The organism is Streptomyces sp. NPDC001292 (assembly GCF_042896465.1).
Taxonomy (GTDB): Bacteria; Actinomycetota; Actinomycetes; order Streptomycetales; family Streptomycetaceae; genus Streptomyces.
This window is the reverse complement of the sequence record NZ_JBIAXG010000006.1, coordinates 138,276-159,386: the sequence shown is the minus strand read 5'-3', so window position 1 is coordinate 159,386 and position 21,111 is coordinate 138,276. Positions and strand designations below refer to the sequence as shown.

At 69.2% G+C, this 21,111-nt stretch carries 22 protein-coding genes, 1 tRNA gene and 2 pseudogenes; 11 read left to right on the top strand and 14 right to left on the bottom strand.

Translation table 11 applies throughout. From position 1 onward, the window contains the following. Positions 1 to 71: 71 nt before the first annotated feature. Positions 72 to 2,039 (top strand): Stk1 family PASTA domain-containing Ser/Thr kinase, encoded by a 1,968-nt coding sequence (gene pknB / locus ACFY4A_RS09905; RefSeq protein WP_390828907.1) that lies wholly within the window; start codon positions 72 to 74, stop codon positions 2,037 to 2,039. Positions 2,040 to 2,250: 211 nt separating this feature from the next. Next, positions 2,251 to 3,291 carry a restriction endonuclease gene (locus ACFY4A_RS09900; RefSeq protein ID WP_390828906.1) on the top strand — a complete coding sequence of 347 codons (1,041 nt, stop codon included), beginning with the start codon at positions 2,251 to 2,253 and terminating at the stop codon, positions 3,289 to 3,291. Positions 3,292 to 3,382: 91 nt separating this feature from the next. Here ACFY4A_RS09900 and ACFY4A_RS09895 read toward each other — a convergent pair whose 3' ends face one another. The 6 genes and pseudogenes from ACFY4A_RS09895 to ACFY4A_RS09870 form a co-directional block, all read right to left on the bottom strand. Beyond that, positions 3,383 to 4,159, bottom strand: a complete 777-nt coding sequence (locus tag ACFY4A_RS09895; RefSeq protein WP_390828905.1) for a class E sortase — start codon at positions 4,157 to 4,159, stop codon at positions 3,383 to 3,385. A gap of 14 nt (positions 4,160 to 4,173) precedes the next feature. Then, entirely contained in the window at positions 4,174 to 5,322 is a 1,149-nt protein-coding gene (locus tag ACFY4A_RS09890; protein ID WP_390828904.1) for a class E sortase, read from the bottom strand. After that, positions 5,319 to 5,957, bottom strand: a complete 639-nt coding sequence (locus tag ACFY4A_RS09885; RefSeq protein WP_390828903.1) for an aminodeoxychorismate/anthranilate synthase component II — start codon at positions 5,955 to 5,957, stop codon at positions 5,319 to 5,321. Before ACFY4A_RS09885 ends, ACFY4A_RS09890 begins: the two co-directional genes overlap by 4 nt. Then, a pseudogene (locus ACFY4A_RS09880) lies at positions 5,954 to 6,162 on the bottom strand (hypothetical protein). Before ACFY4A_RS09880 ends, ACFY4A_RS09885 begins: the two are co-directional and overlap by 4 nt. Before the next feature lie 54 nt (positions 6,163 to 6,216). Continuing rightward, positions 6,217 to 6,336, bottom strand: a pseudogene (locus tag ACFY4A_RS09875) (class E sortase); the annotation flags it as partial. A 67-nt stretch (positions 6,337 to 6,403) separates the two neighbouring features. Then, positions 6,404 to 7,180 carry a DUF881 domain-containing protein gene (locus tag ACFY4A_RS09870; protein ID WP_390828902.1) on the bottom strand — a complete coding sequence of 259 codons (777 nt, stop codon included), beginning with the start codon at positions 7,178 to 7,180 and terminating at the stop codon, positions 6,404 to 6,406. A gap of 140 nt (positions 7,181 to 7,320) precedes the next feature. On the opposite strand from ACFY4A_RS09870, the gene crgA reads away from it, so the two are divergent. After that, complete coding sequence (crgA, locus tag ACFY4A_RS09865) at positions 7,321 to 7,575, top strand: cell division protein CrgA (RefSeq protein ID WP_390828901.1); 255 nt, start codon at positions 7,321 to 7,323, stop codon at positions 7,573 to 7,575. Between the two features lie 267 nt (positions 7,576 to 7,842). Here the strand turns inward: crgA and ACFY4A_RS09860 are convergent, their stop codons facing one another. Together ACFY4A_RS09860 and ACFY4A_RS09855 are read right to left on the bottom strand one after the other, a co-directional pair. Further along, on the bottom strand, positions 7,843 to 8,757 hold the full coding sequence (locus ACFY4A_RS09860) for a rhomboid family intramembrane serine protease (protein WP_390828900.1): 915 nt from the start codon (positions 8,755 to 8,757) through the stop codon (positions 7,843 to 7,845). A gap of 131 nt (positions 8,758 to 8,888) precedes the next feature. Then, the gene (locus ACFY4A_RS09855; protein WP_390828899.1) at positions 8,889 to 9,422 is read right to left on the bottom strand and encodes a peptidylprolyl isomerase; all 534 of its coding nucleotides are present in this window, start codon (positions 9,420 to 9,422) and stop codon (positions 8,889 to 8,891) included. Between the two features lie 372 nt (positions 9,423 to 9,794). Here ACFY4A_RS09855 and ACFY4A_RS09850 point away from each other — a divergent pair, with 372 nt between their 5' ends. Further along, positions 9,795 to 10,508 carry a DUF5324 family protein gene (locus ACFY4A_RS09850; protein WP_390828898.1) on the top strand — a complete coding sequence of 238 codons (714 nt, stop codon included), beginning with the start codon at positions 9,795 to 9,797 and terminating at the stop codon, positions 10,506 to 10,508. A 63-nt stretch (positions 10,509 to 10,571) separates the two neighbouring features. On the opposite strand, the gene ACFY4A_RS09845 is transcribed toward ACFY4A_RS09850, so the two are convergent. Then, positions 10,572 to 10,644 (bottom strand) — tRNA-Ala (locus ACFY4A_RS09845). Between the two features lie 182 nt (positions 10,645 to 10,826). Here ACFY4A_RS09845 and ACFY4A_RS09840 point away from each other — a divergent pair. Beyond that, positions 10,827 to 11,375, top strand: coding sequence for a helix-turn-helix domain-containing protein (locus ACFY4A_RS09840; protein WP_390828897.1), 549 nt, complete (start codon positions 10,827 to 10,829; stop codon positions 11,373 to 11,375). A 74-nt stretch (positions 11,376 to 11,449) separates the two neighbouring features. Further along, a complete protein-coding gene (locus tag ACFY4A_RS09835; RefSeq protein ID WP_390828896.1) occupies positions 11,450 to 13,033 on the top strand; it encodes a serine/threonine-protein kinase in 1,584 nt (527 codons plus the stop codon). A gap of 55 nt (positions 13,034 to 13,088) precedes the next feature. On the opposite strand, the gene ACFY4A_RS09830 is transcribed toward ACFY4A_RS09835, so the two are convergent. After that, a complete protein-coding gene (locus ACFY4A_RS09830) occupies positions 13,089 to 14,348 on the bottom strand; it encodes a hypothetical protein (RefSeq protein ID WP_390828895.1) in 1,260 nt (419 codons plus the stop codon). A gap of 320 nt (positions 14,349 to 14,668) precedes the next feature. Next, entirely contained in the window at positions 14,669 to 14,797 is a 129-nt protein-coding gene (locus tag ACFY4A_RS09825; protein ID WP_003999697.1) for a DLW-39 family protein, read from the bottom strand. 337 nt (positions 14,798 to 15,134) lie between these two features. Here ACFY4A_RS09825 and ACFY4A_RS09820 point away from each other — a divergent pair, with 337 nt between their 5' ends. Both ACFY4A_RS09820 and ACFY4A_RS09815 read left to right on the top strand, forming a co-directional pair. Beyond that, positions 15,135 to 15,491 carry a DUF6344 domain-containing protein gene (locus tag ACFY4A_RS09820; RefSeq protein WP_390828894.1) on the top strand — a complete coding sequence of 119 codons (357 nt, stop codon included), beginning with the start codon at positions 15,135 to 15,137 and terminating at the stop codon, positions 15,489 to 15,491. A gap of 610 nt (positions 15,492 to 16,101) precedes the next feature. After that, the gene (locus ACFY4A_RS09815) at positions 16,102 to 16,350 is read left to right on the top strand and encodes a hypothetical protein (protein WP_390828893.1); all 249 of its coding nucleotides are present in this window, start codon (positions 16,102 to 16,104) and stop codon (positions 16,348 to 16,350) included. A 197-nt stretch (positions 16,351 to 16,547) separates the two neighbouring features. Here the strand turns inward: ACFY4A_RS09815 and ACFY4A_RS09810 are convergent, their stop codons facing one another. From ACFY4A_RS09810 to ACFY4A_RS09800, 3 genes are all read right to left on the bottom strand, one after another. Further along, positions 16,548 to 16,748: a hypothetical protein gene (locus ACFY4A_RS09810; protein WP_390828892.1), complete on the bottom strand. Its 201-nt coding sequence runs from the start codon at positions 16,746 to 16,748 to the stop codon at positions 16,548 to 16,550. Positions 16,749 to 16,932: 184 nt separating this feature from the next. Continuing rightward, positions 16,933 to 17,304, bottom strand: a complete 372-nt coding sequence (locus tag ACFY4A_RS09805) for a DUF6083 domain-containing protein (protein WP_390828891.1) — start codon at positions 17,302 to 17,304, stop codon at positions 16,933 to 16,935. A 678-nt stretch (positions 17,305 to 17,982) separates the two neighbouring features. Next, positions 17,983 to 18,450, bottom strand: a complete 468-nt coding sequence (locus ACFY4A_RS09800; RefSeq protein ID WP_363032459.1) for an NUDIX domain-containing protein — start codon at positions 18,448 to 18,450, stop codon at positions 17,983 to 17,985. Between the two features lie 18 nt (positions 18,451 to 18,468). Here ACFY4A_RS09800 and ACFY4A_RS09795 point away from each other — a divergent pair, with 18 nt between their 5' ends. The 3 genes from ACFY4A_RS09795 to ACFY4A_RS09785 all read left to right on the top strand — a co-directional run bounded on the left by ACFY4A_RS09795 (position 18,469) and on the right by ACFY4A_RS09785 (position 21,105). Then, the gene (locus ACFY4A_RS09795) at positions 18,469 to 19,248 is read left to right on the top strand and encodes a GntR family transcriptional regulator (protein ID WP_390828890.1); all 780 of its coding nucleotides are present in this window, start codon (positions 18,469 to 18,471) and stop codon (positions 19,246 to 19,248) included. A gap of 138 nt (positions 19,249 to 19,386) precedes the next feature. Next, the gene (locus ACFY4A_RS09790) at positions 19,387 to 19,743 is read left to right on the top strand and encodes a hypothetical protein (protein ID WP_390828889.1); all 357 of its coding nucleotides are present in this window, start codon (positions 19,387 to 19,389) and stop codon (positions 19,741 to 19,743) included. Positions 19,744 to 19,746: 3 nt separating this feature from the next. Further along, the gene (locus ACFY4A_RS09785) at positions 19,747 to 21,105 is read left to right on the top strand and encodes an FtsK/SpoIIIE domain-containing protein (RefSeq protein ID WP_390828888.1); all 1,359 of its coding nucleotides are present in this window, start codon (positions 19,747 to 19,749) and stop codon (positions 21,103 to 21,105) included. The last annotated feature ends 6 nt before the right edge of the window (positions 21,106 to 21,111 follow it).

Below are 21,111 nucleotides of genomic sequence, written 5' to 3'. Positions count from 1 at the left end.
GCCCGGGACAGCAGCCTCCGGCGGCACAAGCGGTGCCGGTCGGGACCGACGGAGAGGGCTGGTAGGTAGCTATGGAAGAGCCGCGTCGCCTCGGCGGCCGGTACGAGCTGGGCCATGTGCTCGGCCGTGGTGGCATGGCGGAGGTGTACCTCGCGCATGACACCCGGCTGGGACGCACCGTGGCGGTGAAGACGCTGCGCGCCGACCTGGCGCGCGACCCTTCCTTCCAGGCCCGGTTCCGCCGGGAGGCCCAGTCGGCCGCCTCGCTCAACCATCCCGCGATCGTCGCGGTCTACGACACGGGCGAGGACTACATCGACGGGGTCTCGATCCCGTACATCGTGATGGAGTACGTCGACGGCTCCACGCTCCGCGAGCTGCTGCACAGCGGCCGCAAGCTGCTGCCGGAGCGGTCCATGGAGATGACCATCGGCATCCTCCAGGGCCTGGAGTACGCCCATCGCAGCGGCATCGTGCACCGCGACATCAAGCCGGCCAACGTCATGCTGACCCGCAACGGCCAGGTCAAGGTCATGGACTTCGGCATCGCCCGCGCCATGGGCGACTCCGGCATGACCATGACCCAGACCGCGGCCGTCATCGGCACCGCCCAGTACCTGTCTCCCGAACAAGCCAAAGGCGAGCAGGTCGACGCGCGCTCGGACCTGTACTCGACGGGTTGCCTGCTCTACGAGCTGCTGACGGTCCGCCCGCCCTTCGTGGGCGACTCCCCGGTCGCGGTGGCCTACCAACACGTCCGCGAGGAGCCGCAGCCGCCCAGCGTCTTCGATCCCGAGATCACGCCCGAGATGGACGCGATCGTGATGCGGGCGCTGGTCAAGGACCCCGACTACCGCTACCAGTCAGCCGACGAGATGCGCGCCGACATCGAGGCCTGCCTCGACGGCCAGCCGGTCGCGGCCACGGCGGCCCTGGGCTCCGTCGGCTACGGCGCCTACCCCGACGACCAGCCGACCACCGCGCTGCGCCCCGACGCCGGTCCCGCGGGCGCGACGACGATGCTGCCGCCCATGAACCCGGACGACGGCGGCTTCGGCTACGACGACCGCCCCGACCGGCGGCGTCAGAAGAAGTCCAACACCTCGACGATCCTGCTGATCGTCGCCGGCATCCTGGTCCTCGTCGGCGCCATCTTCATCGGCATGTACGCCTTCGGTGGGAAGGGCGCCAACAACGACCTGGTGCCCGTGCCCAACTTCGTCGGCCACACGAAGATCGACGCCGAGAAGATGGCCACGAACGGCAGCGTCGCAGTGGCCTTCACCCAGGACACCTGCGAGGACCAGCCCAAGGGCAGGGTCTGCTCACAGGATCCCAAGGACGGCGAGATCAAGAAGGGCGAGACGGTCAACCTGGTGCTCTCCACCGGGGCGCCGAAGGTGACGGTTCCCGACGTCCGCGGCCTGACCTTCGACAAGGCGCAGTCCCAGCTGGTGGAGAAGGGCTTCAAGGTCGAGAAGCGGACCCAGGAGTCCGACCAGTCCCCCGACGTGGTCATCGACCAGGACCCCAAGGGCGACACGGAGAAGGAAAAGGGCTCCACCATCACCCTCACGGTCGCCAAACCGGCCGAGAAGGCGACGGTCCCCAATGTCGTCGGCGCGACCTGCGACGAGGCCATGGCCCAGATGCAGCAGAACAACCTCGTCGGTGAGTGTTCCGATGAACCCGTCAGCGACCCCAACCAGGACGGCAAGGTCATCCAGACCTTTCCGAACTTCAACCAGCAGGTCGATAAAAACTCCAAGGTGACCATCAAGGTCGGCAAACTGGCCCAGCAGAGCAAGGTCGCGGTACCTGACATCCAGAACAAGAAGCTGAAGGATGTCAGGCAGATGATCGCGCAGGCGAATCTCCAGGTCGGCAAGATCAACGGCTCCGAGGACGACAACGCCGTCGTCATCGCCTCCAACCCGCCCCAGGGCAGCCAGGTCGACCCGGGCAGTCCGATCGAGCTCTGGACCGTGGACAAGGGCCCAGGCAACAACGGAGGCGACGGCGGCTTCTTCGGCGGCTGACCCCGAGCCCTAACGCTCAGCCCTGACGCTCAGAGCCCCGGCCCCCTCCCACGAGGGGAGCCGGGGCTCCGTCGTACGCCCGCCCCGTCACCACATACCTGTACGCAATCCGATCGTGTCTTCATATGTCACGACTCGTTGATCGGATGGGGCGGGGAATCGGAACGCTCTGCCCCGGCCATGTGGCCCGCACACGACAGAAGGGCAGAACGTGATCAACGATGCGGCGCTGTTGGAATCAAGAAGCCTGCGCAACAGCGTGCTCGACCGCATGGACGTCCTCGACAAGGTGAAGGCGCTGTCACTGCTGCCGGACGGGACGCATGTCACGACGGCGATGGTGGCGGCGTACTTCGGAGTCACCTCGGAGGCGATCCGTCAGCTGAAGGCACGGCACTACGAGGAACTCGCATGCAATGGAATGGTGACGCTCCAGGGCCGTGACCTCGCAGAATTTAAGCGTGACGTCTTGTCACGCTATCCGGGAGGTTATCCACAGCCTCGGTCGAGCCTCACGCTCTACTCACGCCGAGCCGTCCTCAACGTCGCCATGCTTCTCCGCGACAGCGACGTCGCCCGCCAGGTACGCACATACCTGCTCGACATGGAGTATCCGGCCCGCACACAGCCTGTGGAAAACCCTCCCCAGTCGGACGTCGTCTCCCTCGACGACCGCATCGACCAGCGCATCACCCACATCCTCGGCAAGACCGTCGTCCCGATGTTCAACGCGCTCATCGCCACCTCCGGCGAACACCGCCGCGAGCTCATCGAACTCCGCCAGGACATCGAGAACGTCGAACGCAGGCTGTGTCAGCAGCATCAACGCATCAGCATCCTGGAGGAGGAACCCCCCACAGGACATGCCAGGACACTACTCAACTCAATGACCTGGCAGGCCCTCGAACGTCACGCCGCTGGTCTCCTGCGCCGTGACGGCTGTACGGACGTCATCGTGAGGCAGGCAAACAGGGACCGGGGCGTCGACATCACCGCACGCACCGCCGACGGCCGCACCGTGGCCGTCCAGTGCAAGAACTACACCGGCCGCCGGGTCGTCCCCAGCGCCGCCATGCAGAAGTTCGCGGGCGCAGCACGAGCCGTCATTCGTGTGGAGGTCCCGATCTTCGTGGCCACGTGCAACTTCAGCAGCGAGGCGCAAGCGATCGCCGGCCTGAGCGGGATCACCACGGTGGACCGTGACGAGTTGGAGGCGTGGAGCGCAGGCTCGCGTCTCAGGGTGCTGCGCTAGCCCTGGAACCACGAGGCCCGAAGCCGCAAGACGAAGTTGCGGCTTCGGGCCTCCTCCATGTTAAAGGACCGAGCTCCTTCAGGGGGCTCAGTCAGCTTCGCAGTTCCTTGGGCGGTGTCCGCTTGGCGTCCACCTTCTCCGTCCGGACCAGTTCGCCCCAGACCACGTAGCGGTAGCGCGAGGTGTACACCGGTGTGCAGGTCGTCAGGGTGATGTAGTGGCCGGGCTTCTTGACGCCCGACTCCTTGGGGACCGAGGACAGGACCTGGACGTTGTACTTGGAGGTCTCGGGGAGGATGTCGTAGACCTTGTAGACGTACCACTTGTCCTTGGTCTCGAAGACGACCGGATCGCCCACGCGCACCTTGTCGATGTTGTGGAACTTCGCGCCGTGGCCGTCCCGGTGGGCGGCGAGGGTGAAGTTGCCGGTCTTGCCGGACGTCGGCAGGGTCGCCTTGGCGGGGTCCACGTAGTAGCCGGCCACGCCGTCGTTCAGCACCTCCGGCGACGTGCCCTTCTCGACCAGGACCTCGCCGTTGCGCATCGACGGCACGTGCAGGAAGCCGATGCCGTCCTTGGTGTCCAGCGTCCCGGGGCCGCCGGCCACGGACTGGGCCCACTCGTCGCGGACCTTGCCGCCCTCCCGGTCGGCCTTGCGGTCCGCCAGGACGTTCGTCCACCACAGTGAGTAGACGACGAACAGGCCGAGGACCAGGCCGGCCGTGATGAGGAGTTCCCCGAAGACACTGACGGCGAGGGCCAGCGGGCCGGTACCCCGGCGGCGCCGCGCGCGGCCGCCGCCCGACGCGTCACCGTGCCCTTCGCGGCTGTCGGTGTGCCCTGCCGTGTCGTCCGTGGTCGCTGCCACTGTTCATCCGCCCTTTAACTGACGAGCGCATCCGGCTTGCCCTTGCTGCGCGGCCGTTCCTCGACCATCTTGCCCCAGACGATCAACCGGTACTTGCTGGTGAACTCCGGTGTGCAGGTGGTCAGCGTGATGTAGCGGCCGGGCCCGGTGAAGCCCGATCCCTTCGGGACGGGATCGAGGACACTGATGTTGGCCGGCGACGTCACCGGCAGTATCGACGCCATCTTGTAGACGAAGTACGTGTCCTGCGTCTCCACGACGATCGCGTCGCCCGGCGAGAGCCTGTTGATGTAGCGGAACGGCTCACCGTGCGTGTTGCGGTGGCCCGCGAGCCCGAAGTTGCCCGTCTTCGCGTCCGGCATCGCCGTGTTGAGGTCGCCCTGCCCGTAGTGCCCGACCATGCCCTTGTCCAGCACCTTCGCCTTGCTGGTGCCCTCCGCGATGGGCACCACCACGTCCAGCTTCGGGATGTGCAGGAGGGCGAAGCCCTGCCCCGGCTCGAACGTCCCGGGATTGCGCTTGCCGCTCGCCCAGTCGTCCTGCAACTGGTGCGCCTCACTGCCCGCCTGGGCGGCCGCCCGGACGTTCGTCCACCACAACTGGTAGGTGACGAAGAGAAGCATCACCACACCGGTGGTGATGAACAGCTCGCCGATGACCCGGCTGGCGATGACGGCCGGGCTCGCCCTGCGTGCCCGCGCCTGCCGTCGCGCCTCCACGCGGGACAGCGGCGCGGACGGCCGGCCGGCCGGGCTGTCCTCCTCCGACGGCGGGCCCGCCGTGGCCCCACGACGGCCGTGACGGCGCCTGGCGGCCTTTCTGCGGGCCGCGCGTCCACCCGGCGGCGGTGCGGGGGCCCGCGCGGCGGAAAACGCCCCAGGCGGCGGATCCGGGATCCGCAGCGCCATCGTCTCCTCGTCGACGGGAGGCAGATACGCCGTCGCGTCTTCCGGGGGCCCGTACGGCGCCCCCACCGCGCTCTGCTGGGGTGCCGCGTTCCGCGGGGGCCCGTTCCCCCCGGGAGACCCGTAGGACGCCGCGTAGGGGTCCTGGGGCGCGCCCTGCGCCCCAGCCCCGTACCACTCCTCGAACGCGTCCGGCCCCCCGTACGACTGCTGCCCGTACGAGGTGTCCGTCTCGCGCTCGGGGCGCAGCGCGGTCACGCCGTGGCCCTGCCCACCACCGGGGCGAGCCCCGCCGACCTCGCCACGGCCTCCTTGTCGCCGCACTCCGCCAGCCAGTTGGCCAGCATCCGGTGCCCGTGCTCGGTCAGCACCGACTCGGGATGGAACTGCACGCCCTCGACGGGAAGTTCACGGTGGCGCAGGCCCATGATGATGCCGTCGTGCGTGCGCGCCGTGACCACCAGCTCGTCGGGCACGGTCGCCGGCTCGGCGGCCAGGGAGTGGTAGCGGGTCGCCGTGAAGGGGGAGGGCAGGCCCGCGAAGACGCCCGTGCCCTCGTGCTCCACCAGCGAGGTCTTGCCGTGCAGCAGCTCGGGCGCGCGGTCCACCACACCGCCGTAGGCCACCTGGATCGACTGCATGCCCAGGCACACACCGAAGACGGGAACACCGGTCGCGGCGCAGTGCCGGACCATCTCCACGCAGACACCTGCCTGCTCGGGCGTGCCCGGCCCCGGCGAGAGCAGCACGCCGTCGAAGCCGTCCTGCGCGTGCGCCGTCGACACCTCGTCGTTGCGCAGCACCTCGCACTCGGCCCCGAGCTGGTACAGGTACTGGACCAGGTTGAAGACGAAGCTGTCGTAGTTGTCGACGACGAGAATCCGCGCACTCACTGGTTGTCCACCGTCACATCGTTGAAGGGAAGCAGCGGTTCGGCCCACGGGAAGACGTACTGGAACAGGGCGTAGACCACGGCCAGGACCAGCACCAGTGAGATCAGCGCCTTCACCCACGCGTTCCCCGGCAGATGCCGCCAGATCCAGCCGTACATGCCGTCCCTTCCGTCTCCCACGGCACCAGATTCACGCCGTACGCCACCAGACTAACGGCGCGGCGCCCGAGGTTTCCCGGCCTCCGCGAGCTGTGCGGAAACCGCACGCGCCCGGACGTACGTGGCACAGAGTCGATCAGCTCAACGACCGCGGACGCGGTTTTGTACGGCCCTTTGTCGATCCGATACGCGAACCAGGCCGTTCCGTTCATCAGTACGACCATCAGTACGACGTGTACGACGGCGACGGCCGCCCGCACCGGCAGCCCTGCGCTCCGGCACCCGCGCCTACTCCACGGGCTTCGCGTAGTGCAGGTCCACCGTGCCCGAGTAGCCGGGCAGCGTCACCGTTCCGTCGTCGGTGACCTTCCAGCCGAGGCCGTAGACGTTGACGTACACCATGTAGTTCTGGATCGCCGGGGAGTCCGCGAGCGCCTTCTGGAGCTTCCCCGGATCGCCGACCGCCGTGATCTTGTACGGCGGCGAGTAGACGCGGCCCTGGAGGATCAGCGTGTTTCCCACGCAGCGCACCGCGCTGGTGGAGATCAGCCGCTGGTCCATCACCTTGATGCCCCGGGCGCCGCCGTTCCACAGCGCGTTGACCACGGCCTGGAGGTCCTGCTGGTGGATCACCAGGTAGTCGGGCTGCGGCTCGGGGTAGCCGGGGAGCTTCGCGGTGGCGTCGGGCGGCGCGTCGTTGAGCGTGACCGTGATCGCCCGGCCCGTGAGCCTGCGGGTGCCCGCGCTCTTCTCCAGACCGGTCAGCCTGCCGTCCTGGGGCTTGCCGCCGTCGTCGCGCGCGGCGAGGGACTCGATGTCGTCGCGCAGGGCGGCGTTGGACTCGTCGAGCTCCTTGTTCTTCCGGCTGCGCTCATGGACGAGGTCGGACAGCTTCAGAAGGGACGTGTCCGTGCGGATGTTGGTGCCCTTGGCCGTGTTGAAACTGGTGAAGAAGATCACCCCGGCGAGGGCGAAGACGGCCACGGTCATGATCCGCACGGGCCTCGGGCGGCGCGTGCGGGCCGGGTCGGTACCCGTCCCCGGGAAGTCGGCAGAATTGCTCAACGTACCCTTATCTCCTTCGGCGCCGCGGAAGCACTACGCTAACGGACATCCGGGGGAGTGCTCAGTGTGCCCTTGTACGCTGCCCCGGAACCAGCCCAGGACCCCGCGCGGCCACCAGCGCATCGACAGGAGAGACCCTCGTGCCGAAGTCACGTATCCGCAAGAAGGCCGACTACACGCCGCCGCCCGCCAAGCAGGCCGCGAGTATCAAGCTGGAGAGCCGCGGCTGGGTGGCGCCGGTCATGCTGGCGCTGTTCCTCATCGGCCTGGCCTGGATCGTCGTCTTCTACGTGACCGACGGCTCACTGCCTGTCGACGCCCTCGGCAACGCGAACATCGTCGTGGGCTTCGGCTTCATCGCCGCCGGATTCGCCGTCTCCACGCAGTGGAAGTGACGTCGGCCTCCCGGTGAACACAGCTCTGCCCACGGCTATCCGCTGAGTTATCCACAGGCCGGAAGAATTTCCACATGCAGGCTGGGGAAAACGCCGATGATCTGTGGATAACCCGTCCGCCGTTGACACCGGTACGATTGTCACACTGCCCGTGCAGGGCGTGCACGCCCCCTGCCTGACCTGCGACAACACAGGTCAACGGCAGGGGGCACACCTGTTCCCGCACGCTGTGCACAAGATCGGACACGCTGTGGACAACGGACGCTCTCAGGTGAGCTGAACCGTTCTGAGCAGCGTCAACACGGCGACCACCACCAGCACCAGCCCACAGGTGCCGTACTGCACCAGGGCCCGTCGCTCGCGCGGGGCGTGCACCATCGCGTAACCCACCACCACACCGGCGACCAGACCGCCGATGTGCGCCTGCCAGGCGATGCCTCTCCAGCTGAAGGTGAAGATCAGATTGATCACCAGCAGGACGATGATCGGCCGCATGTCGTAGTTGAGTCGGCGCATCAGCACCGCGGTGGCGCCGAACAGTCCGAAGATGGCGCCCGAGGCACCGAGCGTGGCCTGGCTGGGCGAGGCGAGCAGATACGTCAGCGCTCCGCCCGCGAGCCCGGAGACGAAGTACAGCGACAGGTAGCGCAGCCGGCCCAGGGCCGCCTCCAGGGGGCCGCCCAGCCACCACAGGCTCAGCATGTTGAAGCCGATGTGCCAGATCTCCTGGTGCGTAAACATCGAGGTCACCAGGCGGTACCACTCGCCGGCCGCGACACCCGAGATGGCGGTCAAGGGCTGCGGCGGCCACGCGCCGATCAGGACCAGATCCCCCAGGAGCGAGGAGTCGACGCTGACCGCGATGAACACCGCGACGTTGATCCCGATGAGGATCTTGGTGAGCAGGCGGGGGTCGGCGGTCATGGTGCCGCCGGCCAGCGTGCGGGGCCGGGTCGCGGCGGGCGGATGGCCGGTGCCGGAGCCGCCGCGGACGCAGTCCGGGCACTGGAAGCCCACGGAGGCGTCGACCATGCACTCGGGGCAGATCGCCCGGTCGCAGCGGGCGCAGCGGATGCCGGTCTCGCGGCCCGGATGGCGGTAGCAGGTGGGCAGGCGGTGGGCGTCCGGCGGGCCCTGGTCCGCCGGGTCCTGGCCCGTCGGGCTGCCTGGTGCCTGGTCCATGGGGTTCCCCTCGATTCGTCCTGCGCGGAGCACGGCTGCGGCTGCTCGTGGGCAATGCACCGCCCCGCCCATCCTTACGGACAAGCGGGGCGTTTGGTTCCCTCGGGGAGCTGTCGGGACGAGCCCTTCACTCAGCCTTCGCGGGTCTCGACGACGACCGACTCGATGACGACGTCGTTGAGCGGGCGGTCGGTGCGCGGGTTGGTCTGCGCGGTCGCGATGGAGTCGACGACCTTCTGGCTGGCCGCGTCGGTGACCTCGCCGAAGATGGTGTGCTTGCGGTTCAGCCAGGACGTCGGGGCGACGGTGATGAAGAACTGCGAGCCGTTGGTGCCCGGGCCCGCGTTGGCCATCGCCAGCAGGTAGGGCTTGTCGAAGGAGAGGTCCGGGTGGAACTCGTCCTTGAACTGGTAGCCGGGACCGCCGGTGCCGTTGCCCAGCGGGTCACCGCCCTGGATCATGAAACCGCTGATCACCCGGTGGAAGACCGTGCCGTCGTAGAGCTTCGCCGTGGACTTCTCGCCGGTGGCGGGGTGGGTCCACTCACGCTCGCCCTTGGCGAGTTCGACAAAGTTCCGGACCGTCTCGGGGGCGTGGTTCGGCAGGAGCCGGACCTCGATGTCGCCGTGGTTGGTCTTCAGGGTGGCGTAGAGCTGCTCAGCCACGATCTGCCTTCCGTTGTCCTCCTGTGACTCCCCGATCCTCGCACGGCCCGCGCCGTGCGTCGCCCGACGGTCGCTTCCGAGGGGAGATCCGCCGGATTCGGTTGCGGAAAACCGGGTGAGTCCTCCCGGCCGGGAGCGCGGCGCGGCGATCCGTGGCATTGTCGACGACAAGCTTCTGTTGCTCCATTTTCATCCCCTATCGCACGTGATCGTCTCCCGGCGGACTCCCGATCGGCAGGGCCACCGCGGTGACCGCGGTCGTCGTCCGTGACCCGGATGCCCGTTCGCACATGCCGCCGGGCCCGTTGGCAGGCATGATCCGTAAAAGGGTGGAAAGTCGAAATACCGTACGCCACCGAGGAGGAGGAACCCGTGACCCGCATCGACAGCGTGCGCGCCGCGACCGGCTCGGCGAAGGACAGCGTGCTGCACGCCGCGGAAGTGGTGGCGCCCTACGCCGACACGGCCAGGGAAAGGGCCGCGCACTACGCACACGAGGCACGCGTACGGCTCGCGCCGAAGGTGACGCTGGCCGCCGACCAGGCCCGCGTCCAGTACGGCGCCCATGTCGCACCACGGCTGGAGCAGGCCCGTGCGCAGGCCATGGCCCATGTGCCGCCGAAGGTCGACCATGCGGCCCAGGAGGCCGCCGAGCGGACGCGCAGGGTCGCCCGGCAGGCCGCCGAGTACTCCCGGCCGCGGATCGAGCAGGCGATGGCCGCGGCGGCGCCGGTCGCGGACGAGGCCGCCGCGCGCGGTGCCGCCGCGCTGGTGGCACTGCGCGGCCAGGTCCCGGCCCGGAAGATCCAGAAGCTGGCCCGCACACACGAGCGGCGGGCGAAGGCCGGGCGTGTCGTGAAGCTGCTCGCGCTGGCGGGCGCGCTCGCCGGCGGTGCCTTCGCCGCCTGGAAGTGGTGGGACAAGCAGGCCAACCCCGACTGGCTGGTGGAACCGCCGGCCGCGACGGAGGTGCCCGAATCGGGCCGGCTGACGTCCGTGGACGGCACCGGCCAGTCCGTACTGGACCCCGAGGTCCAGGCGAAGCAGGCCGAGGAGGAAGCGGCGGACCGCGACGAACAGGGCTGACCGCCAGGGACGAAAGGGCCCGCCTGACCGGTGTTTTCACAGGTCAGGCGGGCTTTTTTCAGGTGGAGCCTAGGGGAGTCGAACCCCTGACATCTGCCATGCAAAGACAGCGCTCTACCAACTGAGCTAAGGCCCCGGATGACAGCATCCGGCCGGAAGGTCCGCCCACCGGTCGGGTGCCGCAGACCAGAGTACCGGGTCACCCCCCGGATCTCGCAAAAAGATTGGGGCTCCCCGCGGCCGACCACTCTCCGTAAGATGCTCCGCGTGGTTCGCTACAGCGAACCGCGGTACTCGGGGAAGCGATGGGGAGACGCAATGGACGCCGCACAGCAGGAAGCCACCGCAAGAGCGCGGGAACTGCAGCGGAACTGGTACGGGGAGCCGTTGGGGGCGCTCTTCCGCAAGCTCATAGACGACCTCGGGCTCAACCAGGCCCGGCTGGCGGGGGTACTGGGACTGTCCGCCCCGATGCTGTCGCAGCTGATGAGCGGGCAGCGCGCGAAGATCGGTAACCCGGCGGTGGTCCAGCGGGTGCAACTGCTTCAGGAGCTGGCGGGCCAGGTGGCGGACGGCAGCGTCAGCGCGGCCGAGGCGACCGAGCGCATGGAGGAGATCAAGCGGTCGCAGGGCGGCTCGGTGCTCAGCAACACCACGCAGACGACGAGCACTTCGGGGGCGCCGACGGTCAAGCGGGTGGTCCGCGAGATCCAGTCGCTGCTCCGCTCGGTCGCGGCGGCCGGTGACATCATCGAGGCCGCGAACACCCTCGCCCCGACCCACCCGGAACTGGCGGAATTCCTCCGGGTGTACGGCGCGGGCCGCACCTCTGACGCGGTCGCGCACTACCAGTCCCACCAGAACTGACGCCGCGGCGGTCGTATCGCGCGTCGAGGGGGATGCAAGAGGGACAACCTCAGGGGGAGGAGCGACGCACAGCCATGGGTGAGGTCTTCGCCGGCCGGTACGAGCTGGCCGACCCGGTCGGACGCGGGGGAGTCGGCGCGGTCTGGCGGGCCTGGGACCACCGCCGCCGCCGGTACGTGGCCGCCAAGGTCCTTCAGCAGCGCGACGCGCACTCCCTGCTGCGCTTCGTGCGGGAGCAGGCGCTGCGGATCGATCACCCCCATGTGCTCGCACCGGCCAGTTGGGCCGCTGACGACGACAAGGTCCTGTTCACCATGGACCTGGTGGCCGGCGGCTCCCTGGTCCACCTGGTCGGGGACTACGGCCCGCTTCCCCCGGCGTTCGTCTGCACCCTGCTCGACCAGTTGCTGTCGGGGCTCGCCGCGGTGCACGCGGAGGGTGTCGTGCACCGCGACATCAAGCCCGCCAACATCCTGCTGGAGGCCACCGGGACCGGTCGGCCCAGGCTGCGGCTGTCGGACTTCGGCATCGCCATGCGGCTGGGCGAACCCCGGCTGACGGAGGCCAACCTGGTGGTGGGAACGCCTGGTTACCTCGCTCCCGAGCAGATGATGGGCGCCGAACCGGACTTCCCCGCCGATCTGTTCGCCACCGGGCTGGTCGCCCTCCATCTGCTTCAGGGGGCCAAGCCGGACGCCAAAGCGCTCGTGGAGTATTTCGCGGAGCACGGAACGCCCGGTGCGCCCAAGGGTGTTCCCGAGCCGCTGTGGCAGGTCGTGGCCACCCTGCTGCAACCCGATCCGCAGGCCAGGTTCCGTACGGCGACGGGTGCGCGCAAGGCCCTCGTCGCGTGCGCCGAGCTCCTGGCGGAGCCGGGCCCGGACGATGAGCTGATCGAGATCTTCGACCAACTGGGCCCGCTGCCACCGGGGTTCGGACCCGAGGGTCCGCTCACCCGGAGCCCTGGGATGACGGCCGGGCATACGGCGGCGTCCCCCTCCGCCGGTTCGGCCACCGGTTCTGTGGTTCCCGGCACCGGTGCGGCCGCTTCCGGTACCGGCTCCGCGGCTTCCGGTACAGGCACCGCTTCCGGTACCGGGGGCGTGCCGGACCCGCGTCTCGACCCCCGGGAGGGGACCGGGTCGACGCCGAGGACGGACGGCAGCGGCTTGTCGCCCGGACCAGCCCAGCCCTCCACCAAGTCGGACACAGGCAGCTTCCACCTGCCGCCGCCCCAGACCGCCGCCACGGAGCGGGAAGTCCCGCCGCACCAGGCCGCTCCCCCGCAGGCTGTTCCACCCCCCACTGTGCCCCCGCAGGCCGTCCCCCCGGCACCGGCCGCCCCGCCCTTCGGCGGCGTGCCGCTCGAACCTCCGGTCCAGTCCCCGGTCCAACCCGCGGTCCAGCCCGTGGTCCACGTCTCCCCTCACGACCCCACCCATGTGCTGTCCTCCCCCGATCCTCGGCAGCGTGCTGACGTCTCTACTGCTTCGTACACCGCCCAGTCCCCGCAGGTTCCCGTTCCGGCGCGGGGAATCTCGCGCCACCGCGCCGGACGCTCCCGCCGCCCCGGCCCGCCCGCGACGGTGGCGATCCCGCTGCTGCTCCTGGCGCTGGCCTGCTACGCCGTCGGTTTCTGGGCGCTGAGCCGTCTGTGAGGCCCGCCAGGGGCCCGATGCAGGCCGACCGCGGCCCCGCGCCACTCCCGCCGCCCTACAGGGCTTCGGCCCTGCGCCGGGCGAGCACCGTCCACACCCCGAGGGCAGCCAGCAGGACCGTTCCCGCGCCGATCCCGCCGACGGCGAGCGCCCGGAGTGCCGTGGAGCCGTCCGCCGCCCCGGCCGGGGTCGCCGCGGCCCGGTCGTGGGCGGTGACGTCGAAGAGCTGCCCGGGTTCGGACCGGCCCGCGTAGTCCGGCCCTGGCTGCGCCGTGCCGTCCACCCGCACCCGCAGGATCAGGCCGTAGGGCCCCTCGCCGAAGGAGTCGGCGGTCTGGGCGGCGAGGTGCACGACCAGGTAGTGGAGACCGGCGAACCGCATCCCCTTGACCTGGTCGGCGAAGCCGTGGCGGTTGGCGTGGGCGACGGGCGGCACGGGTGCGAGGGTGGCGGACGTCTGCCGGCCGGTGTATCCGGCGTACGCCTCCTCGACGTGTCCGCGCACCGGGTTGTAGAGCGACAGGGTCAGCGCGCCGCTCACATAGCCGCTGCCGCCGCTGGAACTGCCCAGCTCGACGGTGGCGTTCGGCTGCTGTCCCCAGTCGACCGGGACCTTGTAGAAGAGCGTCTGGCCGGGCCGGATCCGGGTCCGCCACACGCCTTGCCCGACCGTGCTCGCCGCGTCGAACCCGGCGCCGCCGGCCCGGCCGACCGCCTGGCCGGTGACCGGCTCGGGCGAAGCGGAGTTCCACGACTCGGGCGCGCTCGTGGCCCCAGTGCGTTTCAGCGGCGGCTCCGAGACCGCGGCGAGCTCCAGGGGCCAGGTGTCGGACGAGGATCCCTTGGCGCCGACGCGTTCGACGAGCACGTAGTACGCCCCGGCGCCCTGGCACAGGGTGCGGCCGGAGGAGACCTCGCGCGCGCCCCACGCGGCGATGGGGTGCGGACTGCGGCTCGGGCCGAAGCGAGCGGCCTGCAAGGAGCAGGAGGTGCCTCGGGCGTCCTGCACCGAGATCGTGAGGCCGTCGGTGGCGGCGACCGTGGTGTCTGCACCGGGCGCCGCCGTGGCGGAGACGTAGGCGGTGGAGGTGGCGTCGAGGTCGAGGCGGTAGTAGAGCTTGCCGCTGCCCGGCAGGGAACTCCGGTAGGTGTGGCCGGGCTCGAGGCGTACGGCGTCCGTGGTGCTCGTGGCTCCGGAGACGGACCGGGCGCCGTCGGTGAAGGCGTACGGGCCCGGTGGCCCGGCCGCGAACGCGCTCGGCCCGGTGACGGCCGCCGTGAGGCACAGCGCCGCCGCGGCCACGGCCAGGCGCACGGCGAGGCGGTGCGCGGGACATCGGCCGCGCCGGTCACGCCGGGGGCGCCCTGACCTCGCCAGCCGTCCCGTCCCACGCCGTACCATGCCGCGCCACCCCTCGCGTTCCGTCGCTCCGGACGTCGCCCATCCTGCCCCGCCGGCCGCTAGGCCATCCGCGCCTTTCCCCGGCGCATGTGAAACACCGGCCTCAGGAAGCGACCCCTACCCCACGGTCCGCGACCGCGCAACACGAGACCTGGCCCGCCCGGTCTCGGACCACAACACAAAACCCCGACCGCTACGGCGGTCGGGGCCTGCTCAGTTCGGGATGTCAGTGCTCACGAACCCGTGGGCACGGAGTCAGTCGCCTCCGTCCACAGATCCTGCTCGGCGCGATCCGCCTGGATCTGGCGGTACACGAGGAGCCCGCCGATGGCGGCCAGTGCGACCAGGAGAAGCTTCTTCACCGCGCGACCTCGTCTTTCCTTGACGTAGGGGACCTCTGGCGCCCGACTATACACACCGGCCGATACCGATCGGTGACCTGCGTCGGCTGTCAACTGCCGTGCGCGGGAGCGCAATAGATGAGGTCGAAACCGCTCCGATCGGAGGGTGATCACACCCGCACGGACGGTGACTTTGATCACCCTCCTCCCACCTTCGCACCTTTTCACCGCTCATGCGCCCATCCGAGTGGTGTTCATCCGAAGATCGCTGCGCCACGGGCGTCGGTCCACCACTTCGCGGCCCTCATACACATGATGAGCAAAGTACGCAAATCGCCCAACCCGAAAGTGAGGGGCCATGGACCAGCACAAGGTCATGAAGTTGTGGACAGCCATCGTCACCGCCTTCCTCGCGCTCTGCACGGCGCTCGGACTCATCACCCCGACCGCCGCCTCGGCGGCCGCGGCCGCACCGCGGCCCAAGGCGGCGCCCAAGCGCACCGCACCGGTGCCGGCACAGACGACGTCATCCTTGTCCAGTCCCCACACCCGGTCCCTACCCCCCACGATGAAACAGCGCATCCGCGCCGAGGCCCACGGAAGGACCCCCGGCTGCCGCCACCGCCCGCCGACCGACGCCTTCTCCCTCGCCGCCGCACCCCGATGCCTCCCGGCCGAACCGCCGGCCCGCCCGACCATCCCCCTCCAGCGCTGACAGGGCCGCACCGGCCCAGCCGGTGCCACCACCAGCACCCATGACGTAACGGCGATTTGCGTACAGCACCAGCCGCAGAACGCGAAGCTCCCCGGTCACCACGGCCGGGGAGCTTCGCCTGCGTCCGCGGCGCCCTTCGGCTGCTCCGCCCCGGGCTCTTCGTACCCTGTCCGAGACGCCCCCCGACCTTCACCCGCCAGCTTCACCGACCAGGCGTCAGGCGTCTTCCCTTCGCCCACCGTGCGCCCGTCGGCTTCCACGCGGCTGCCCTGCGGTTGCCGGGTGATGCCGACTCCGTGGCGACGGACGGCAGCCCGTGCCGGCGGTATCGAGCCTGGCGGCGGAGCGCCGCCCTGGCCGCGGGCGTCGGCCGCAGACGCGAAAGACCCCCAGCCCATACGGACCGGGGGTCTTCTCGCTGGTGGGGCTAACAGGATTTGAACCTGTGGCCTCATCCTTATCAGGTCGATCACGGCGGGCTTGGAACGTCGGTCAACCAGCTCTATACCTCGGCGGTTCGTCCGTTAGGGTCCAGCGGCAACCGCCGCTGTCCGTGCTTGTTGGTGTCAGACGGTGATGTCAGCCACTGCATGCGGCCTTGACAAGGGGGATGAGGTTGTTCCTGTTCGGACTCTTGATGCTGATCACGCTGTCCATCATCTTCGCCGTTGTAGGGGCACACGCTCTGCTCCTCGGCCGCATGCCGGGCCAGTGGCTCCAGCAACGGGTGCGGCAACCCAGGCTCTGGGGAGCGGGTGCGCTGCTGATGCTGATCAGCTGGAACCTCCACTCGCTGTCACTTCTCGCCGTGGGAATCGGCCTCGTCGCGTTGGGCCATGTCCTGAAGCCCATGCAGTGACAGCGAAGGCCGGCGGACCTCAATGGACGTGGCAAGCGCTGGCAACTGCGGTCAGTAGCCGAAGAAGTGACAGGCCGAGTCTCTGACCTGCCGCCGTGCAATCGATCAACGCTGCGACCTGCGACTTAGCTGTCGCTGGTTGTCAGCGTTGGTCGTCGTTGAGCACCCTCCGACGGCCCCGGGACGGCCCGGCGAAGCTAGAACGGCCGGAACGCCTCGTGCGGCCAGCCGTCTGGAAGCGTGTTCGTGAAGTGCGCGTAGATCGGCCCGTGAGCGGACTCGGTGACGAGGTTCTCCCACTGATCCAGTTCGTAGTGCAGGTAACGGCGCAGCAGGTTGGTGAACTGCTGAAACTCTTCGTCTGACAGCGGGCCCGTCTGATCCTGTATAGCGTCCATGCGGCTCAAGGTATCCGGAGGGCAGGAGAACGGCGTTGGGTGAGAGCCCCAGTTTGGAAGATCGCGTACGCGGATGGCCACTGAGCTGGCAAGACGCTGACCTGCACGTTCGCGGGACCCTTGCCGGTGCTCCCCGCTGCTCCCCGTCCGTGACTGTTCGACCGGGCACGGAAGGGGCACGGCTTTAACTTGCGTGCCGGATCTCGTCTTCGTCGGTGACGCACAGCAACCGATGATGCGGGAACACCAGCTCGTTGGGCAGCGGGTCGATGCCTCGCACGCGTACCGCCACGAAACCGGCGGGCGTCGGGACCAGACGCCAACGGTATCGTTCCGGGACATCCTTGGCGGGCATCTCCCGGGTGGCCAGACTCACCCAGCGGTCGTAGTTGGTCGGGTAGATGCGGATCGCGGCGCCGCACTGGTCACACATCGGTGGTTCGATCCATGACACGTCGTCGGGGTCTGGGTCTGGTAACGGCGTCGCTGTGGCGTCTTCCTCCTCGGCGATGTCGTTGACCAGCCTGTTCCAGCAGGAGTCGCAGAGCTCGACCAAGAGCCCGATCCGGCCGCGTCCTCGTACGGCGGGATCGTGCGTACCACACATCTGGCATAAAGCCCACTCGTTGCCCCGAGTCGCCCCCATGTGTTCGAGTGTGAACAGACGTGTAGAACCTCGACAGGTCGCGATTTGGCCTCTTTCGGTCAGGCACTCGCGCGGTCGGTGGCCTCTTCCTCCCCCGGCCCACCACTCACCCCAGCTCCCATCCCGTCCGCCGTCGACCCACACACCGTGGAGCGGGCGTGGTTCCTGGCGTCCAGGTGGAGCGCGCCACTGTACGAACGACCTGGACGCCAGGTGCCGCGTCTGCTCGGCTCTGCCTGGGTCGGCGGTGGACGGGATGGGAGCTCCCCGCGCACGCCACGATGGACCCGCAGTCGGGTACGGCGCCCCCTCCATCCCGGTGTCGGCCGATCCCCCGCCGGAGGCACTGTTCTGACCTCGGCTGTGCCGTCTCAGTCCAGCCCCGGCCTGGTCTTCGCCCCCTTGTGGGCGCGGGCGGGCGACGGCGCGCGGCCCCGGTGACGAAGGCAAGGAGGGGTGGCGCGGCGGCGACCGACCGGCGCCGCCGCGCTGTGCGCGGCACCTTCGATCTTCGATCGGACTGCTTACAGTTCAGGAGGCCGGGAGCGACGGCGAGCGAAGCGAGCCCTTGATGAAGTAGGGAAACTCTTACCGCGCTTGGATCAGGTGCTTGCCATCATGGCTCCGGACATGAGGCCCGTTGCCGTCCAGCGCATCGAGCAGGCGTACCGCGTAGACCTCGGCCATGCGCTCGGCGACCTCTTCGGGCGTGAGCCAGTCCACCGCTGTCGACTCCGCGGAAGTGCGCTCGGTGCCTCCCGAGGGCTTGCACCGGAACACCAGGGCGACGACGCCTCGTGTCGTGTTCTTGTAGACCCCGGTGAGCTCGTCGACCTCGACGCGGATGCCGGTCTCTTCCCAGACCTCTCGGGCTACGCCGTCTTCCGGGGACTCGGAGAGCTCCAGTACGCCGCCCGGCAGCTCCCACGTCCCGTTGTCCGCTCGGCGGATCGCCAGAAGTCGTCCGTCCTCGCGCACCACGACTCCCGCCACGGACACGGAGTGCAGTGGCGTTGACTGGGTCTCTCGGACGCTGTTACTCATGTACAGGAGCATAGGAGAGTGAGAAGGACTATGGGAACAACCGTAGGAGGTGGCAGGGCCGTACCTCGGTACGTTCAGATCGCCGACGAGATCATTCAGCAGATCCGGGCTGGTGTCCTCAAGCCTGGCGACATGGTGCCGAGTGAGTCCGAGCTGGTCGAGCGTTACGGCGTCTCCGGCGGGACCATCCGTAAGGCCATGGCGGAGGTCCGTGCCAGTGGCCTGGTGGACACCCGCCACGGCAAGGGCTCGATCGTGAAGGACCGTCCGCCGGTGCGGCTTCGTTCCTCCGACCGGTTCCGGGCCTCGCATCGCCGAGCCGGGAAAGCCGCGTACCTCGCTGAGTCGGCACAGTCGGGCGCCACGGCCAAGGTGAGCGTTCTGTACATCGGCCCGATGGAAGCCCCGGAGGAGATCGCCGACCGGCTCAACGTTCCCGTCGGCACTCAGGTCCTCGCCCGGCGGCGGCTCTACTTCCGCAACGGCGTCCCGGTCGAGACAGCCAACTCGTACCTGCCGTGGGACGTGGTCAAGGACATCCCCGAGCTGTTCGCCGAGAACCCCGGGCCCGGCGGCATCTATGCCCGCCTGGAGGACGACGGCCACGTGTTCGCCGAGTTTATCGAGACGCTGACAGCGCGTCCGGCCTCTAAGGCTGAAGCCTCCGAACTGGCGCTGAGCCCTGGCGCGCCTGTCGTTCACCTCATCCGCAACGCGGTCACCGAAGCGGGCCGGGTGGTGGAGGTCTGCGACACCCTCATGGCTGCTGACCAGTTCGTTTTCGAGTACCGCATCCCCGCGACCGACTGACGCTCGCTCACATCTCCTCAACCCGCCGGGACTTCTTCGCCCTGACGGGTTGACTCATGTACAGGAGTCAGGCACTCTTCTTCAAGTCACTCATGTACATGAGTGACGGAGTCCAACACTTCTAGAGGAGTGATCTCTGTGCGTCAGATCCCCGTCGACACCTCCGCCGCCACCGTGATGGTGGCCCAGCCCCCGCAGCCCAAGGTGAAGGACCGCCGCACCGGCGAGCGTGCGATGGACGCCGAGACCGGTGCCGCGCTGTCGACCGTGGACGTGATGTTCGCGGCGAACGGTGCGGTGGAGATCCTGTCGGTGACCGTGCCGGAGTCGGGCGTCTCCGAGGACCTGACCATGGGCACCCCGGTCGCGCTGACCGGTCTGGTCGCCCGTCCGTGGGAGAACGAGTTCAACGGCCAGAAGCGGCACGGCATCGCCTTCCGTGCGGTCGCGGTGACCTCGCTGGTCGCCACCGGCTCGGCCTCGAAGGCGGCCTGAGCCATGACGTGGCTGATCGTCGCCCTGGTGCTGGTCGTCGCCGCTGCGGGTCTCCTGCGGTGGCGGCGCCCCGCCTGGTACTGGCTGACCTTCGGGGTCACCCTCGCCGCGGTGCAGGTCCTGGTCCGCTACGGCTCGGTCATGGACGCCTGCGGCCTGACGGTCCCGGCCTCCCGCTGGCGCCTCACCGTGGCCCGGATGGCCAACCGGCCGGTTCCCGCTCCCCGTGCCCCGCGCATCCTGCGGGTGCGGCCGACCCGTACCGGCCTGGTGCTGCGGCTGGGGCTGCGGCCCGGTCAGGACGCCTTCGACGTGGCTGCCTCGTCTGACCGGCTGCGGCACTCCTTCGGCCTGTACGGCGTCACCTCGCGTGAGCTGCGCTCCGGCGTCGTTGAGGTGCGGATGACCGGCTATGACGTGCTCAAGCGGGTGCAGATGCCGACGCAGGTCGACAACACCCGGCCGATGCGGATTCCGGTTGCCCTGCGCGAGGACGGCTCCGTGCACTTCCGCGACTACCGGGCCGTGCCCCACGCCCTGACGCTCGGGGCGACGGAGTCGGGGAAGTCGATCTATCAGCGCAACCTGGTGGCCGGGCTCGCGCCGCTGGACGTCGCGCTGGTGGGCATCGACTGCAAACAGGGTGTCGAGCTGTTCCCGCTGGCCCGCCGGTTCTCCGCGCTGGCCGACAACCCCGACACCGCCGCCGAGATCCTCGATGCCCTCGTGGCGCACATGGAGGACGTCTACCGGCTCATCCGCGCCAACCAGTCCATCAGCGTGAGCGTGCCGGATGCCGAGATCGCCGCCGACATCTGGGACCTGCCCGCCGACATGCGGCCCGTCCCGATCGTCGTCCTGGTCGACGAGGTCGCCGAACTCGCGCTGTTCGGCAACAAGGAGCAGGAGAAGCGGCGGGACCGGATCATCACCGCCCTGGTCCGTCTGGCCCAGCTCGGCCGCGCCGCCGGGATCTATCTGGAGATCTGCGGGCAACGCTTCGGCTCCGAACTCGGCAAGGGCATCACCATGCTCCGCGCCCAGCTCACCGGCCGGACCGCGCACCGCGTCAACGACGAAACCAGCGCCAACATGGCCTTCGGCGACATCTCCCCGGATGCCGTGCTCGCCGCGATCACGATTCCCGCCGAAGCGCGCGGGGTCGCCATCGCCGGTGACTCCACCGGCGGCTGGCACCGCATCCGCGCTCCGCACACCTCGCTACGGCAGGCCGTGAACCTCTGCAACAAGCACGCCGACCGCACTCCCGACCTGCCCGGCCTGGAAGCCTTCCGCCCCGTCACGGGCCACTTGAAGCCAGTCACCGCCCCGGCTGTCGAGTCGGCCCCGGCCGCCGCCTGAGCCGGA

Bases quoted from the DNA above. Each gene is read 5' to 3' on its own strand.
- ACFY4A_RS09820 (WP_390828894.1), top strand. From the start codon at position 15,135: ATGGACCAGCACAAGGTCATGAAGTTGTGGACAGCCATCGTCACCGCC.
- ACFY4A_RS09835 (WP_390828896.1), top strand. From the start codon at position 11,450: ATGGGTGAGGTCTTCGCCGGCCGGTACGAGCTGGCCGACCCGGTCGGA.
- pknB (WP_390828907.1), top strand. From the start codon at position 72: ATGGAAGAGCCGCGTCGCCTCGGCGGCCGGTACGAGCTGGGCCATGTG.
- ACFY4A_RS09795 (WP_390828890.1), top strand. From the start codon at position 18,469: ATGGGAACAACCGTAGGAGGTGGCAGGGCCGTACCTCGGTACGTTCAG.
- ACFY4A_RS09800 (WP_363032459.1), bottom strand. From the start codon at position 18,450: ATGCTCCTGTACATGAGTAACAGCGTCCGAGAGACCCAGTCAACGCCA.
- ACFY4A_RS09810 (WP_390828892.1), bottom strand. From the start codon at position 16,748: ATGGACGCTATACAGGATCAGACGGGCCCGCTGTCAGACGAAGAGTTT.
- ACFY4A_RS09785 (WP_390828888.1), top strand. From the start codon at position 19,747: ATGACGTGGCTGATCGTCGCCCTGGTGCTGGTCGTCGCCGCTGCGGGT.
- ACFY4A_RS09840 (WP_390828897.1), top strand. From the start codon at position 10,827: ATGGACGCCGCACAGCAGGAAGCCACCGCAAGAGCGCGGGAACTGCAG.
- ACFY4A_RS09815 (WP_390828893.1), top strand. From the start codon at position 16,102: ATGAGGTTGTTCCTGTTCGGACTCTTGATGCTGATCACGCTGTCCATC.
- ACFY4A_RS09860 (WP_390828900.1), bottom strand. From the start codon at position 8,757: ATGGACCAGGCACCAGGCAGCCCGACGGGCCAGGACCCGGCGGACCAG.